This is a genomic window from Priestia megaterium (assembly GCF_009497655.1).
In the GTDB taxonomy this organism is placed as follows: Bacteria; Bacillota; Bacilli; order Bacillales; family Bacillaceae_H; genus Priestia; species Priestia zanthoxyli.
In genome coordinates, this window is the sequence record NZ_CP023317.1 from 321,956 (window position 1) to 337,684 (window position 15,729).

General features: G+C 37.4%; 15 protein-coding genes and 1 riboswitch. Of the genes, 10 read left to right on the top strand and 5 right to left on the bottom strand.

The window, feature by feature from the left end; genetic code table 11:
* Positions 1-274: 274 nt before the first annotated feature.
* Both CEQ83_RS01715 and CEQ83_RS01720 read left to right on the top strand, forming a co-directional pair.
* Positions 275-1,612, top strand: coding sequence for an ATP-binding protein (locus CEQ83_RS01715; RefSeq protein ID WP_028412465.1), 1,338 nt, complete (start codon positions 275-277; stop codon positions 1,610-1,612).
* A gap of 160 nt (positions 1,613-1,772) precedes the next feature.
* Entirely contained in the window at positions 1,773-2,669 is an 897-nt protein-coding gene (locus tag CEQ83_RS01720; protein WP_098999459.1) for an amidase, read from the top strand.
* 195 nt (positions 2,670-2,864) lie between these two features.
* Here CEQ83_RS01720 and CEQ83_RS01725 read toward each other — a convergent pair whose 3' ends face one another.
* Positions 2,865-4,421 carry an ABC-F family ATP-binding cassette domain-containing protein gene (locus CEQ83_RS01725; protein ID WP_028412463.1) on the bottom strand — a complete coding sequence of 519 codons (1,557 nt, stop codon included), beginning with the start codon at positions 4,419-4,421 and terminating at the stop codon, positions 2,865-2,867.
* A 261-nt stretch (positions 4,422-4,682) separates the two neighbouring features.
* On the opposite strand from CEQ83_RS01725, the gene CEQ83_RS01730 reads away from it, so the two are divergent.
* Both CEQ83_RS01730 and CEQ83_RS01735 read left to right on the top strand, forming a co-directional pair.
* Complete coding sequence (locus tag CEQ83_RS01730) at positions 4,683-5,615, top strand: D-2-hydroxyacid dehydrogenase (protein ID WP_098999461.1); 933 nt, start codon at positions 4,683-4,685, stop codon at positions 5,613-5,615.
* Between the two features lie 99 nt (positions 5,616-5,714).
* Positions 5,715-6,800 (top strand): nitric oxide synthase oxygenase, encoded by a 1,086-nt coding sequence (locus tag CEQ83_RS01735; protein WP_098999462.1) that lies wholly within the window; start codon positions 5,715-5,717, stop codon positions 6,798-6,800.
* Between the two features lie 48 nt (positions 6,801-6,848).
* On the opposite strand, the gene CEQ83_RS01740 is transcribed toward CEQ83_RS01735, so the two are convergent.
* Together CEQ83_RS01740 and CEQ83_RS01745 are read right to left on the bottom strand one after the other, a co-directional pair.
* Positions 6,849-6,980 carry a YflJ family protein gene (locus CEQ83_RS01740; protein WP_016762840.1) on the bottom strand — a complete coding sequence of 44 codons (132 nt, stop codon included), beginning with the start codon at positions 6,978-6,980 and terminating at the stop codon, positions 6,849-6,851.
* 172 nt (positions 6,981-7,152) lie between these two features.
* Positions 7,153-7,602: an Rrf2 family transcriptional regulator gene (locus CEQ83_RS01745; protein WP_028410145.1), complete on the bottom strand. Its 450-nt coding sequence runs from the start codon at positions 7,600-7,602 to the stop codon at positions 7,153-7,155.
* 216 nt (positions 7,603-7,818) lie between these two features.
* Between CEQ83_RS01745 and hmpA the strand changes: the two genes are divergently transcribed.
* The 4 genes from hmpA to CEQ83_RS01765 all read left to right on the top strand — a co-directional run bounded on the left by hmpA (position 7,819) and on the right by CEQ83_RS01765 (position 12,122).
* On the top strand, positions 7,819-9,000 hold the full coding sequence (gene hmpA, locus CEQ83_RS01750) for an NO-inducible flavohemoprotein (RefSeq protein ID WP_028412460.1): 1,182 nt from the start codon (positions 7,819-7,821) through the stop codon (positions 8,998-9,000).
* 71 nt (positions 9,001-9,071) lie between these two features.
* Positions 9,072-10,361 (top strand): lysine N(6)-hydroxylase/L-ornithine N(5)-oxygenase family protein, encoded by a 1,290-nt coding sequence (locus CEQ83_RS01755; RefSeq protein ID WP_028412459.1) that lies wholly within the window; start codon positions 9,072-9,074, stop codon positions 10,359-10,361.
* Between the two features lie 143 nt (positions 10,362-10,504).
* Positions 10,505-11,017, top strand: a complete 513-nt coding sequence (locus CEQ83_RS01760; RefSeq protein ID WP_013081517.1) for a type 1 glutamine amidotransferase domain-containing protein — start codon at positions 10,505-10,507, stop codon at positions 11,015-11,017.
* Positions 11,018-11,375: 358 nt separating this feature from the next.
* Positions 11,376-12,122, top strand: a complete 747-nt coding sequence (locus CEQ83_RS01765; protein WP_028412458.1) for a CAP domain-containing protein — start codon at positions 11,376-11,378, stop codon at positions 12,120-12,122.
* 238 nt (positions 12,123-12,360) lie between these two features.
* On the opposite strand, the gene ade is transcribed toward CEQ83_RS01765, so the two are convergent.
* Both ade and CEQ83_RS01775 read right to left on the bottom strand, forming a co-directional pair.
* Complete coding sequence (gene ade / locus CEQ83_RS01770; RefSeq protein WP_099330594.1) at positions 12,361-14,097, bottom strand: adenine deaminase; 1,737 nt, start codon at positions 14,095-14,097, stop codon at positions 12,361-12,363.
* A gap of 83 nt (positions 14,098-14,180) precedes the next feature.
* Positions 14,181-14,282: riboswitch (purine riboswitch) on the bottom strand.
* A gap of 182 nt (positions 14,283-14,464) precedes the next feature.
* Positions 14,465-14,692 carry a DUF1128 domain-containing protein gene (locus CEQ83_RS01775; RefSeq protein ID WP_013055127.1) on the bottom strand — a complete coding sequence of 76 codons (228 nt, stop codon included), beginning with the start codon at positions 14,690-14,692 and terminating at the stop codon, positions 14,465-14,467.
* A 176-nt stretch (positions 14,693-14,868) separates the two neighbouring features.
* On the opposite strand from CEQ83_RS01775, the gene CEQ83_RS01780 reads away from it, so the two are divergent.
* Both CEQ83_RS01780 and CEQ83_RS01785 read left to right on the top strand, forming a co-directional pair.
* Positions 14,869-15,342, top strand: coding sequence for a low molecular weight protein-tyrosine-phosphatase (locus tag CEQ83_RS01780; protein ID WP_028412456.1), 474 nt, complete (start codon positions 14,869-14,871; stop codon positions 15,340-15,342).
* A gap of 39 nt (positions 15,343-15,381) precedes the next feature.
* Positions 15,382-15,720, top strand: coding sequence for a hypothetical protein (locus CEQ83_RS01785; RefSeq protein WP_013055129.1), 339 nt, complete (start codon positions 15,382-15,384; stop codon positions 15,718-15,720).
* The last annotated feature ends 9 nt before the right edge of the window (positions 15,721-15,729 follow it).

Below are 15,729 nucleotides of genomic sequence, written 5' to 3' on the forward strand. Positions count from 1 at the left end.
TTTGTAGGTTGTGTAAAAGCTGTGGATAAAGATAAATATCCACAGCTTTTACACAATAAACTCGGCTATGTTGAAGATTGAAAAATGCAGGAGAGAAGAAAGAAAAAATGATAGAATAGATGAGGTGTATATATCGATGTAGAAGAGATTAGGCGGCAGAAGCAGGATCTATGCGGCATCTAGATAAATAAAGTTAGTACGTTAGTAACAAGAGGTAAGAAACAGCATATTCGCGCTGTTAAATAAATATACAAAGATAATAGGAGAGTTGAATATGTTACAAGATAATCTCATCCTAGAGCACTATGGATTAAATGAATTAAATTTTGATACGATCAAAAGCTACCGGGATCGATTTGCTGAAGTAAAACCAGCTCATCCTTGGAATGCGCTTGAAACAAAAGAGTTTTTATACAAAGTAGGAGCATGGGGAAAGGTAAGAGATACCCATAAAGAAGGAGTTACGCTCGCAGGCCTGCTTTTATTCAGTGAAGAACGGATTATCACAGAAGTTTTACCACAATACTTTTTGGAATACCGGGAAAGTAAAGGGAATGAAGAATGGACAGAGCGTTTTACCTCTCAAGACGGGACGTGGTCAGGAAATATTTTCGATTTTTATTTCCATATTCATGAAATTGTTCGCAATAGCGAACCCCAGTCGTCAATCGCTTCCTCTTTAACAGAAGTTTTAATCAATATGCTTATTCATGCAGATTATAATGGCGAGGGCGGCGTTATTTTAGAAAAGCAACCTTCTCATTACGTTTTTTCTAATCCAGGTCTTTTGTTAGTACCTACAGATTCAGTTTTTAGTAAAACCGTTAGTCAGCTTCGAAACCCGAATATCGTTAAGCTATTCAGTTTACTAGGGCTATGTGAACGTTCGGGCTCTGGCTTGAAAAAAGTGAAGCAAAACTGGAGCTTGCATCATTATAAAAAGCCTTCTGTTGATCAAGATGTTTCTATGCATCGTACGGTAGTCACGTTATCTCTGTCCACTCAAGAAAGACAGATTAGTTCTTCTGAAAAAGACACTTATCATACGTCTGTAACTGATTTGGGAAATAATTTTAAAAGTGTCGAAAAATATCAAAACATACCTGAAAACAATGTCGAAAATAACTCCTATAATAAAAATAAAGACTCTTATAATAAAGATTTATTAGAGGAGTTAAACTCATGTAATAACGAAAATAACTCCTATAATAAAGAAGAAAACTACTATAATAGTGAACTTAACTCATACAATAAAGATGATTACTCCTATAATAGTTATCAAAGCTCCTATAATAAAGAATCGGAAGATGGTTCTTCTAATTCAGTGAATGGTGAGGATATTGATACGAAGCTATGGGATATTGCAGCGCTGGCTCGTGAAAAAAAACGGCTTTCGCCTAATCAGATGGAGCATATTATTCTTGAATTATGCAAAGAAAAACCGCTCATGCTTAAAGAGTTTGCTTATTTACTAGAAAGAACGCCGGATGGAGTACGTAATAATTATTTAACAAAGCTATTACGAAAAGGACAATTACAGTTGAAATATCCAAATCAGCCAAACCATCCAAAGCAGGCATATTTATTCCATAAGAAAGATACAGGGAAGTAAATCAAGCAACCGCTAGAACAAATAAAGATTAGGCTGAAAAAATTGATAAGGGAGAGTTTGCTGAAAGCTACAGATCTAAGGGAGAAATTCACCATAAAGTTGCCAAGCTGCCAGACTCTCTTTATATGAGTTCTGGCTCGTATAAAGGAGGAAATAGAGTGTGAAAAGCAAGTGCGTTCTTATTTTTCTGGTGGTTGTATGGCTGTTTAATATGGGGAAAGGAATAGGATGTGGATCAAAGGTGAATGCAGAGATGAATATACCGCTGTCGACGTGGGTGTGGGATACAAAGAAATGGATGTTGAACCAAGAAGCTATCCGTGAAAAACTTCAAGAAAAAAAGGTGACAAAGGTTTATTTACAAATTGATGCTCATCTTTCACCTTCTGTATATAGGCATTTTATCCAACAAGCGCAAGTCCAGGGTATAGATGTCTACGCACTTGACGGCGCTCCTTCTTGGATAGGGCCTTCTGGTATAGAAGAGCAAGACGCATTTTTTAATTGGATAACAGCTTACCAAGCAGAAGCGGAAGAACAACAGCAATTTTCAGGGGTTCATTTAGATATAGAGCCGTATTTGTATAAAAGCTGGAAAAATAATCGAGCGAAAAGTATTCTGCAGTATCAATATGTTATTTCTCAAGCCGCTGTACAGTCTCATGAGTTACACTTGCCGCTTGCTGTAGATATACCGTTTTGGTTTGACGAAGTTCCATTCAAAAATAGCAACGGTTCCGGTTCGCTGGGGCATTGGATTATTCAGTACGCTGATGAAGTCACAATTATGTCGTACCGAAACCATGCAGATAAAGAAGACGGTATTGCTGACATAACGCAAAATGAACGCAGGTGGGGACGTGTACTATCTACTCCGATTGAAATAGGGGTAGAAACGATGGCCTCAGATGAAGGGGAATACATTTCTTTTTCTGCTAAAGGAGAAGAAGAGATGATGCAAGAGCTGGGTATGTTGCTTACGAAGTGTCAAGCTAAAAACCCTCCAAGCAGTATAGCTGTTCATCATTTTGATAGCTGGCTACAGATGAAACCATGACAACGAAAAGACCGCTGCATCACTGCAGCGGTCTTTTTGGGTTTAGGGAGTATAGATACAATATAGCCATTTTATTAAAGGACTATACATAAAAAAAGTAACCATTTAAAAAATGGCTACTCACACAAAGGGGGGGGAACTTAATCTTATCATTCCCACTTTTTCTAAAAGATATGCCTCTTTTAACCCGTTTTTTTAAAATAATTTAGTCGTCCAAGATTCGCAGTTCCACACGTCTGTGACTACATCTTGATAAAATTCAGGTTCGTGACAAATAATTAAGATACTTCCTTTGTATTCTTTTAAAGCTCGTTTTAATTCATCTTTCGCATCTACATCCAAGTGGTTTGTAGGCTCATCCAGTACAAGAATGTTGGTTTCATTGTTAATCAGCTTACATAGACGGACTTTTGCTTTTTCTCCACCGCTTAGAACTTCTACTTTACTTTCAATATGTTTGGTTGTTAAGCCGCATTTAGCTAACGCTGCACGAATTTCATATTGGGTAAAGTGAGGAAACTCGTTCCATGCTTCTTCAATACACGTATTGTAGTTAGCTGATTTAACTTCTTGTTCGAAATAGCCAATATGCTGGTAATCGCCTTTTTCTACAGAGCCTGAAATCGGTTTGATTTCTCCTAGAATACTTTTTAAAAGAGTTGTTTTCCCGATTCCATTTGCTCCTACAAGGGCAATCTTTTGACCTCGCTCCATTTTTAGATTCAGTGGCTTAGAAAGCGGCTCTTCGTATCCAATGACTAAATCAGATGTTTCAAAAATTAATTTGCTTGAAGTACGAGCACTCTTAAAGTTAAACTCTGGTTTTGGACGCTCTTGAGCTAGTTCAATTACTTCCATTTTATCCAGCTTTTTTTGACGGGACATGGCCATATTTCGTGTCGACACGCGGGCTTTGTTTCTCGCTACGAAATCTTTTAAATCTGCCATTTCTTGCTGTTGTTTTTTATAAGCTGCTTCAAGCTGCTGTTTTTTCATCTCATATACTTTCATAAAATCGTCGTAGTCTCCTACATAGCGATTTAACTCTTGGTTTTCCATATGATAAATTAAATTGATCACGCTATTTAAAAATGGAAGATCGTGAGAAATTAAAATAAAGGCATTTTCATATTCTTGCAAGTAGCGTCGTAGCCACTCGATATGCTGTTCATCCAAGTAGTTTGTAGGCTCATCAAGTAAAAGAATTTCTGGTTTTTCAAGCAGCAGTTTGGCTAGCAATACTTTTGTACGCTGTCCGCCACTTAAATCCTGTACGTCACGATCTAAGCCGATATCTTCTAATCCTAATCCGCGTGCAATTTCTTCGACTTTTGCATCGATAACGTAAAAGTCATTGTTTGTTAAGAGGTCTTGAAGTGTACCGACTTCTTCTAAAAGTTTTTCAAGTTCTTCTGGTGATACATCGGCCATTTTCTCATAGAGTCCATTCATTTGAGCTTCTAAATCAAATAGGTATTGAAAAGCACTTTTTAGTACATCACGAATAGAAAGACCGCGCTCTAATGCTGTGTGCTGATCTAAATAGCCGACGCGCACTTTTTTAGACCATTCTACTTTTCCCGCATCCGGTTCTAGTTTGCCTGTAATGATGTTCATAAATGTTGATTTACCTTCGCCGTTTGCTCCAATTAAGCCGACGTGTTCACCTTTTAACAATCGAAATGATACATCGTTAAAAATCGCACGGTCACCAAAACCGTGGCTTAGATTTTTTACGTTTAATACACTCATGCTGACACACCTTTTCTTTTAAAATATCTATCGTACGTTTCGTTATAAACAAATTGATTCATAACGATTATAGCGAACTTATATACATAAATCCATATGAGTTTTCCAGCCTGGAAAGTCATATAAAATTCACTCGCGTCTTCCTTTCACTTCATTCATACTATATATATCAATATAGAAAATCCTTCATGACGAAGGGCCGGTCATATCGGATCATTCAAATAGAGTATATAGAAGAACAAAAAGCCAGGGGGAAAAGAAATGAAGATTCATACGATACTAGTGGCAGGAAGAATGCATAAAGAGCTGCAGGAGATAATCAATCAAAAGAAGCTCACACAGACGTTTCGGTTTATGGAAGAGCAAGACGTTACAATGGAAGATTTAAACTGGGCTGATGCGCTTTTATCCTTCGGTCCAACGAATTGCTTTGAAGATCATAGCTTTAAATGGATTCATTCTCTCGGCGCAGGAGTCGATCGGTTCTTAGAAAGTGGGAATTGGAAAAAGAGCGTGATGTTAACACGTACGGTTTGTTCATTCGGTCAGCGAATCAGTGAATATTGTCTTAGCTATATGCTAGCTGAACTTCAGCACCACGCACAGTTTCAGCATCAGCAAAAACAAAAGCAGTGGAAAGTGATAGAGCCTCAGCAGCTTTCTACTCAAACGGTCATAATTTATGGAACAGGTGAAATCGGCGGACGTCTTGCCGCTGTTTTAAAATCTTTTGGTGTACGAGTGATAGGCGTATCTAAAAATGGAAATGAAAAGCCCTCATTTGATCAAGTCTTCTCCATTTCAAAAGAAAAAGAATTGTTAAAAGAAGCGGATTGGATTATTAGCACCATGCCATTAACGAGTGAAACAAAAAGCTACTTTGATCAAAAATGGATGAATTTAGTTGAAAATGCATACTTTATAAACGTTGGACGAGGAGCAACTGTAGATGAAAATGCGTTAGTAGAGGCTATTGAGCAAAAACATATTCGAAAAGCATACATAGACGTGTTTGAACAGGAGCCGTTAACGAAAGAATCCTTTTGGTGGAATCATTCACATATCATCATAACACCTCATATTTCAGCGGTGACTACGCCTGAAGAAGCCGTCGAATGCTTTGTTGAAACGCTGCAAAAAGTTGAGCAGGGCGAATTGACTTCTAACTTGGTTAATATTGAAAGAGGCTATTAAAGCATTATGATGCGCGTTTCCGCTATGAGAATGGTATACTGAAACTTGCTTTTCTTGAACGAAAAGAATGAAATCTGTTCTTCTAGGGGGGAACAAACGTTGAAGCAAGAAGAATTATTTGAACAAGCACGTGTATTTATAGAGACGTGTTACGCTGAACTTGAAAAAAGCGAAGCGGATAAAAATAAGCGGTTAAAAGAAATTCATCAGCAAATTATGTCACTCGGACATTATGATCATACATTTGAAGAGCTAGAGCACGGAGCTCGTATGGCTTGGAGAAACAGCAATAAATGTATCGGACGACTATTTTGGCAATCGCTTAATGTATTTGATAAGCGAGAGGCGATCACAGTTGAAGAGGTAAGAGACGCCCTTTTTCATCATATTGAATATGCAACAAATGACGGGAAAATCCGTCCTACTATTACGGTGTTTAAACCAAAAATGAAGGCAAAAGAACCGGTTAGGATATGGAATCATCAGCTAATCCGCTATGCTGGGTATGAGACGGAATATGGTATGATAGGAGACCCTGATTCTGTTGCGTTCACGGAAGTTTGTCAAAAATTAGGATGGGAAGGTGAGAGAACTCACTTTGATGTTCTTCCTCTTGTCCTGCAAGTGAATGAAGAGTCGCCTCGATATTTTGAGATTCCAAAACATTTAGTGAAGGAAGTAGCTATTACGCATCCAGAACTTCCTGAATTTGAAGACTTACAGTTAAAATGGTACGCTGTCCCAATGATTTCAGATATGAAGCTAGAAATTGGAGGGATTGAGTACGTCGCAGCACCGTTTAATGGATGGTACATGGGGACTGAAATTGGTGCCCGAAATTTAGCGGACACGCATCGCTATAATCAACTTCCAAAAGTAGCTTCTATAATGGGATTGAACATGAATTATAATGCTACGCTTTGGAAGGACAAAGCTCTTGTGGAATTAAACGTTGCAGTGCTTTCTTCTTTTAAACGAGAAGGCGTTAGCATTGTAGACCATCACACGGCTGCTCAGCAATTTCACTTGTTTGAAGAAAGAGAACAAAAAAATGGCCGGGAAGTGACTGGGAACTGGACATGGTTAATCCCACCGGTTTCACCAGCTACCACACATATTTTTCATAAGCCTTATAAAAATAAAGTATTATCACCAAATTATTTTTATCAAGACGCTGCTTATTAAATGAACAAAAAAGAGAGTACAAATTTGTACTCTCTTATTACACGTTAATTAATTTTTGTGTTTATCAAGCAAGTTAGCAAGTACATATGTTTTGTACTTTTCCACTTTGCGGCCTTCATGGTTGCGAACTCCTCGTTTTTTAAGTTCCTCAACATACCAACCTTTGCTTCCTACGTGCATACTCAAACACCCTTTCGTCATTTTTTAGGATGAACAGAATGAGGTTCATTGTCTGCTCGAATGGAGACATCTTGTCTTTCCAATACGTGCCTCATTGTAACATCTTTTATTTTATGATGAAAGGGAAAAAGGTCAAAAAAACGAGAATGATTTCAGGTGAATTTTAGTTTGTTCATTCCTCGTTTTTTTGAGATAGGAGGAGGAGGTTTAATTCGTCTTTATTTTGGATTAGATCTTCTAATGTATACTGATCTAACACTTTAATGAAGGCTTGCATGGCTTCATGCAAAACACTTTTTAACTTGCAGACGGGGCTAATAATGCAGAAGTTTCCTTCACGGTCAAAACATTCAACAATATGAAAATCTTCTTCAGTTTGACGTACCACTTTGCCAATATTAATGTCTTTTGGAAGCTGAGCTAAACGAATACCGCCGTTTCGTCCTCGGATCGTTTCAATTAAGCCAAGTTTTCCAAGTTCGTGAATGATTTTCATAAGATGGTTTTTTGAAATATTATACGCTTCAGCAATTTCTTTTATATTGCTTAGTTTATTATTATCGCGAACGCCTAAATATAATAAAACTCGCAGTGAGTAATCTGTATATTGTGTGAGCCTCATCTTTTTACCTCTTCTCTTATCAGCAGCTGATATATCTATAATAGCATGTCTATATCTAAGAAATACAGAAAGAATGCTCACATTTTTGACAGGGTGAATTTGTGAACATTTCTTTAAATGTGTATATAAAATATATCTTTTTAAGTAGGATATGAGTATTATAAAGATGTATTAAAAATATATCTTTTAAAAATGAATCTTTCGGAGGCGAAAGTTATGAAACAAACAACTATTTCTATTGTAAAAAGTACAGTTCCTGTTTTAGAAAAGCATGGTCAAGCAATCACAACTCGTTTTTATGAAATGCTTTTTGAACAGTATCCTTCTTTAAAAAATGTATTCAACCAAACAAATCAAAAAACAGGACGTCAGCAAATGGCGTTAGCTAATACAGTTTATGCCGCTGCGCAGTACATCGATCGGCTTGAAACGCTGCTTCCAGTTGTGAAGCAAATCGCCCATAAACATCGCAGTATCGGCGTGAAAGCAGAGCACTATCCAATTGTCGGCGAGTTCTTATTAAAGGCAATTAAAGATGTTTTAAAAGAAGCTGCGACCGATGAGATTATGGAAGCTTGGAAAGAAGCTTACGGTGCCATTGCAGACGTATTCATAAGTGTGGAGCAAGAGTTATATGAAGAAGCTGAAGAAAAAGGATGGAAAGATTATAAAAAACTAATGGTTCATAAAAAAGTAAAAGAAGCAGAAGGCGTGTACTCGTTTTATTTAGTATCACCTGATCAAAAAGCACTGCCTGCTTTTCTGCCAGGTCAGTACGTGAGTGTACGAATTCTTGGTCAAGAATATTTATCCATTCGCCAGTACAGCTTATCTGGCTATCCAAACCAACCATACTATAAAATTACGGTGAAAAAAGAAAAACAAATGGAAGACGGGGTCGTGTCAACGTATTTACATGATCAATTGAAAGAAGGAGACTTGCTTGAAGTCAGCGTTCCAGCAGGAGATTTTGTCTTAAAAGAAAATAATAAATCAGTATTTATCAGCGGAGGTGTAGGAATTACTCCAATGATGTCAATGCTTCATCAAGCATTGGAAAACAATCAAGAAGTAACATTTATTCACAGTGCTAAAAATGAGCAGTTTCATGCAATGAAACGAGAGCTTCAATCGTTGTCAGAGACATATACGTTTGAACAGCACGTTTTCTATAGTCAAGCGCAAACAGATCAGCATGATGAAAACATAACGTATGGTCGCTTAACTAAAAAAGAGCTAGCTAAATATGCCGGCGATAAACATGCATATTATTATGTTTGTGGATCTTCTTCATTTACACAAATGGTGTTAGAAGGCCTAGATGAAATGGGCATTTCCCAAGAAAATATCATGTATGAATCGTTTGGCCCGAAAATGAGTATGACTCCTTCCGCATAAATGTATGGAAAAAGGGTAAAAAGCTAACAGTAGACAATACTGTTAGCTTTTTTATGAAAGGGAGTTTAAAGATGACAAATAAGCAGTATGACATGGTGGGAATAGGAATAGGCCCTTTTAATTTAGGCTTAGCGGCCCTTGCTGAGCCTCTTGATGAAATTGATGCAGTCTTCTTTGATAAAGAAGAGAAATTTGAATGGCATCCGGGCATGTTAATTGACGGTACGGACTTGCAGATTCCGTTTCTAGCAGACTTAGTTACATTTGCAGATCCAACAAGCCCCTATTCTTTTCTAAATTATATTCACAAGCAAAAGCGCTTGTATCCGTTCTTTTTCTTTAATCGTTTTGACATTCCGCGTCAAGAATACAACGAGTACGCAAAATGGGTAGCGGAGCAGCTATCTTCCTGCCACTTTTCTTCAAAAGTTGTGGACGTGATACCAAAAAATGAAGAAGAGTATTATGAAGTAAAGGTAGAAACACCTGAGGGAATTCAAACGGTAAATGCTAAACACGTTGTAATGGGAACAGGAAGCATTCCACTTGTGCCTCCGGCTTTTGAAGAAAAGCTAAATGAGCATATTTTACACAGCAGCGGCTATTTACATAAAAAAGAAGAGATTCAAAAAGGAAAGCATGTAACGATCGTTGGTTCAGGGCAAAGTGCTGCCGAGATTTTTCTGGATTTACTAGAAGAACAGACTGAACATCATTACCACCTTACATGGTTTACAAGATCCTCTAATTTTTTTCAGCTTGATCAATCCAAGCTTGCTCAAGAGTTATTTTCGCCAGACTATGTAGATTACTTTCATTCGCTGGCTTTTGAGGAACGTACAAGCACGGTAGAAGATTTAAACCCCCTACGTCACGGAATTGAATCTTCTACCTTAACGAAAATCTATGATTTACTCTATCATCGTTCACTTAAAGGAAGAGTACCCGTTACGATTCAAGCTTCGACTGAAGTAAGTGACATTCATAAAAAAGCAAATGGATATGAGCTGGAGTGTAAACAATTAAAGGCTGATCGCTCTTTTCAATACGAAGCGGATCGTTTGATATTATCCACGGGCTATAAGCCAAAGATTTCGCCGTTCATCGAACGAATAAAAGATGATATCGAATGGGAAGATGACAAGCGTTTCAACGTCACAAAAGATTACCGGCTTGTCTTTAAACAACCCCGTAACCACCACTTTTTTACGTTAACTAACATTGAACATTCACACGGATCTGGCGCAACAAATCTTGGTTTATCCGTTCAGCGTAATCAGCGTATTCTGAACGTAATTGCAGGTAGAGATGTGTATCCAGTTCCAGAAGAGACGACGTTTCAGACATTTAATTTGTTTTGAATGTCTGATTTATAAAAACCTGCACTGTGTTTTTAGATTATTGTAGAAAAGTTTTTTACTCATAAACCATGTTTAAAAGAATAGTGTACGGGTATTTTATTTATAGAACATTAGTACACAAATCAATTAAGGAGTTGCTTAGAATGAGTAAGAAAATTGCAGTATTAGTAACAGATTTATTTGAAGATGTGGAATATACAGATCCAGCCAAAGCCTTTGAAGAAGAAGGCCATACGCTAACAAAAATCGATGTGAAAACAGGCGAAGTAACAGGTAAACAAGGCGAAACAACATTAACAATTGATAAAGCAATTGCCGATGTAAAACCAGAAGATTTTGACGCATTGTTTTTACCCGGAGGCTTCTCACCAGATATCTTGCGTGCGGACGATCAAGTCGTAGCTTTTACAAAATCATTTATGGATGAAGGCAAACCGGTTATGGCTATTTGTCACGGGCCACAGCTGCTAATCAATGCTGAAACATTAAAAGGACGTGACGTAACTGGTTTCAAATCAATTGCTATTGATTTGAAAAATGCAGGCGCAAACTTCCATGATAAAGAAGTTGTGGTATGCGGTAATCAACTAGTTACAAGCCGTACACCAGATGATATGGAAGCATTCGTACGTGAATCAGTAAACGTCTTAAAATAAGTAAATAATATTAGTAAAACTTTCTGTAAAAGGCGATAACAGGGTGGTTTACCACTCTGTTGTCGCCTTTTTTGTATGTAACGTTTTTGACGAGGAATTTACAGTTATATTACCGCATTGGATGAAGCTGTTTTTCAAAGTATATGAAAACCTTTTACTATCAATAGCTGGAAGTCGCGTAATATAATCGAAATATTTTTTACATAAGTGTGAGTATAATTTTGGTAGCTTAAAAGACGTTGCGAGTTTCATAGTTTTCGTGCAACAATGAGGATGCATCACGAGGTTGGCTTGCTACAAGCTTAGATGCGTTGCGGTTTTACAAAAAACTTTATTATCACATAGGAGGATTTCAAACATGAAGAAAAGGTTTCGTATTGCCACTGTCGCAGGTGCCGTATCATTAGGATTACTAACAGCAGGACAAGCAAATGCAGCAGCTCCTGATTGCAACACTCCAAAACAAATTACCATTAAAGATGCTCAAGCAGCACAAAATATAAATGTAGACGAGCTATTAAAGAAATTTAACGCTCAAGGACAATCTGCTCAAGCAGCAGCTCCACAGCAAGAAACACAAGCACCAGATCAAGCTGAAGCAGCTCCACAGGAACAAGCAAAAGCACCAGAGCAAAGTGAAGAGGCAAAAGCTCCTGAGCAAACACAGCAAAACACAAAAGCTCAACAATCAGAAAATACTGATAAAGCAGAACAAACAAAAGATGCTAGTCAATTTGAACAAAAAGTAGTAGATTTAGTAAACCAAGAACGTCAAAAACAAGGTTTAAAGCCTTTAACACTTAACAAAAAATTAAGTGACGTTGCGCGCACTAAATCAAAAGATATGATGGACAAAGGGTACTTTGACCACAATTCACCAACATATGGTTCACCATTTGATATGATGAAACAATTCGGCATTGAATATACAACTGCAGGTGAAAACATTGCAAAAGGTCAGCAATCTCCTGAAGATGTAATGAATGCTTGGATGAATAGTGACGGTCACCGCAAAAATATTCTAAACCCTGATTTCACTGAAATTGGTGTTGGATACGTAAAAGGTGATACTACGTACTGGACTCAACAATTTATCGGTAAGTAATACAAAAAGAGCAGGATATACCTGCTCTTTTTTGCGTTTTTAGCTGTCCAATTTGGGTATAGTAAAGTAAGAACACGTAAAGGAGTGCCTTAAATTGGGACGTATAGTAAAAAAAATTCTAGTCGCTGTTTTTCCTATCCTGTTAAAAGAAGGATATCGTCATTATAAAAATCGTAAAACTCGAACTACCCCCTCTAAAGGGTATAAATAAAAAGGACTCGAAAGAGTCCTTTTTATTTTATGCTTGAACAGGGATATGCTTAAATTCTTTTACGTTAAATAATCCTTTGTCGGTTAATTTTAGACATGGAATAACAGGTAAGCTCAAGAAAGATAAAGTCAGCAACGGATTGAATTTCTGTGAGATATCGAGATCATGAAGAGCCCCGTGAAGCTGCTTAAGTAAGCTATTTACTTCATTGTAAGGGTGAGGTGACATTAACCCTCCGATGGAAAGAGGGAGGGAACCAATCACTTCATTATCTTTTACAATAACAATACCTCCGCCGATTTCTTCAATTGCCGCAATTGCTTTTGCTAAATCCTCATCATTTGTTCCTACGGCTACGATATTATGTGAATCGTGAGCAATCGTAGTAGCGAGCGCTCCATCTTTTAACTGAAATCCTTTTACGATCCCAAGACCAATATTTCCTGTTAGATGATGGCGCTCAACAACAGCCATTTTCAGCTGATCGTTTTCTACAGAAGGCTGAAATTCGTTTTGCTTTACTTGAACTTCTTCTACAATATGATTTGTAAGCAGGCTGTTTGGATTAATTTCAATAATATTAGCCCGATTGTGCTGAAGTGGTATCGTAAGTTTGTTAATAGAAAACTCTTTCAAATGAACAGAATTCATTAGTTCTGTCGGAAGATCAATTTGTTCTTCTTGCACAGACAGCATCTCTCCATTTTCAGCAATAAGCTCTCCGTTTTGATAAACATGTGCTGCAGATATATCAGTTAAGTCGTCCAACAGAATAAAATCAGCTTTGTAACCAGGAGCAACCGCCCCTCTATCTTTTAACCCGTAGCATTCAGCGGCATTTAATGAAGCCATTTGAATCGCAATTAACGGATCCAGCCCGAGTTCAATAGCAAAACGAACATTGTAATCAATAGAGCCTTCCGTTAATAAATCATCTAGATGTTTGTCATCGGTACAGAATAAAAATCTGCGCGCGTTGCGTTCATTTACAGCAGGTAACAATTGTTTCAAATCTTTAGCAACAGAACCTTGGCGGATTAGAACATACATCCCGCGCTGAATACGTTCAATTGCTTCTTCTGCTGTTACGCATTCATGATCTGTTGAAATATTAGCGGTACGATAAATGTTAACGCCCGTGGCATCTAGCCCTGAGCCGTGCCCATCAATTACGCCGTTTGCATCGTTAGCTGCTTGTAATTTATCGAGCATATCGTCATCTCCATCTCGAACAGCAGGGAAATCCATCACTTCTGCTAATCCAAGCACGCGAGAGTGAGAGAAAAATGGCGCTAAGTCAGCTGCTTTTAAGACGGCTCCAGAGCTTTCAAAAGGAGTTGCTGGCACGCTTGAAGGTAAGTTCACAAATACGTCTAAAGGAATGGAATCCGAGTTTTGAAGCATAAACTCAATGCCAGATTTCCCTGAAACATTCGCAACTTCATGAGGATCCGTTACGACAGTTGTAACACCTCTAGGTACAAGAAGTTTTGAGAACTCTTTAGGTGTAACCATTGATGATTCAATGTGAACGTGTCCATCAATGAACGTAGGCGAAATGTATTTTCCTTTTGCATCAACGACGTTATTCCCGTCGTATTGACCTATTCCAACAATCACTCCATCAGCAATCGCAATATCGGCTTCAATGATGGAAAGCGTAAAGACATCGATAATTTTCCCGTTTTTCACTACAAGATCTGCAGGTGTTTTTTTATTGGCAACAGCAAGCTGTTTTTTTAAGGTTGTTTTTGTATTTGACATGAATGTGACTCCTCTCATTGTATAACTGAATAACAATGAAGGACTATGTAAGGGAGAACATAAAGAAGAATAAACATGTAGTATGAATGATGTTCAACCCTCGTAGTCCAACTATTTACGGTAGTTCGGTAGAAACTCTTGGACCCTATTTCCAAGACTATACGAGCTTTAGGTATTTCGATACATTCTATAGACAAATAATAAAAACGTCAATTCCTAATAAAAAAGAAAGATTTTTGGGAATATTTCATCTATGTGTATGTAAACGATTTAACTCTTATTTGCTCGCTAAAAGGTGCAGCATTCATGTATAGAAAAAAATGTAGAAAAAACCGTCAATGGCTATTAGTCATTGACGGAGGTGTCATTAAGCTTGTTTACGCAGTGTACCTAATTCTTCTGCGATCGCTTGCATTTCACTTGGGCTAAAAGAATCTTTTCTCATTACCATATCGTATAAGTACTTTAAGTCTTCATACATTTCTTCGTCAAAAGCTTCGGCTTTAATTGCTCCGATATTTAGCATGCGCAATTTTTCACTGATGCTATCGACCATATGTTTAATATTCTCTGGAGATTTTACTGATAAATCCACTTTGTTCATCCTTCCAGTTGCGTTTTTTTTATTGTAACATGTTTTTATCGTGTGAACACTTTTATGTCAGGTTCTTATCCACAGAAGAGTGGAAACGATATAAATAAAAGAAAACTATTTTTTAGTTTAAAAATGATTGTATATAATGTTTGTAATAAGGGAAAGGAGTCGAGACTATGATTAACGTATTATTCGTTTGTTTGGGAAATATTTGTCGTTCACCCATGGCAGAAGCGGTCTTTAAAGATATGGTGAAGAAAAAAGGGCTACAAGGACAAATTCACGTAGATTCTGCAGGCACAGGAGGCTGGCACAAAGGAAATCCTCCTCATGAAGGGACGCAATCTATTTTAACGAAAAACAACATTGATTTTAAAGGGCAAACAGCAAGACAAGTGATTCAAGAGGATATAGCTAAATTTCATTATATTATTGGAATGGATGTCGAAAATGTAGGAAATCTGAGAAGAATGGCTGGACATACTAAAACAGGTTATATTGCAAGACTTTTGGATTTTGTGCCTGGTTTACATATTGAAGATGTGCCTGATCCTTATTTCACGGGAAATTTTGACGAAGTATATGACTTAGTTCAAGAAGGATGCAAGGCGCTTTTAGACGAAATTATAGAGAAGCATTTCTCGGAATAAGTGATACTAAAAAAATAAAAAGCGGAGGAGAAACGACAAATGGGTAAACGAAATAAGCTAGTAGAAGGTATTGTCATTGGAGCAATTATAGGAGGAGCTGTTTCTTTATTTGATAAAGAAACCAGAAGTTCCGTTATTCAAGGAAGTAAAAAATTGAAAGACAAAACAACAACTCTTATTCAGCATCCTGAACTTGTAACGGATACTGTGAAAGAGAAATATGAAACGATCCGCACGACCATCGAGCAAGTTTCTGAAGATGTATCATTTGTAGCAGGAAAAGTAGAAAAGTTAAAAGAAACAACCCCTCAGGTGATGGAAATTGTAAACGATACAAAAGAAGCATTTGTAGAGAAGTATGGTGATGAACAAAAATAAATAAGGAGG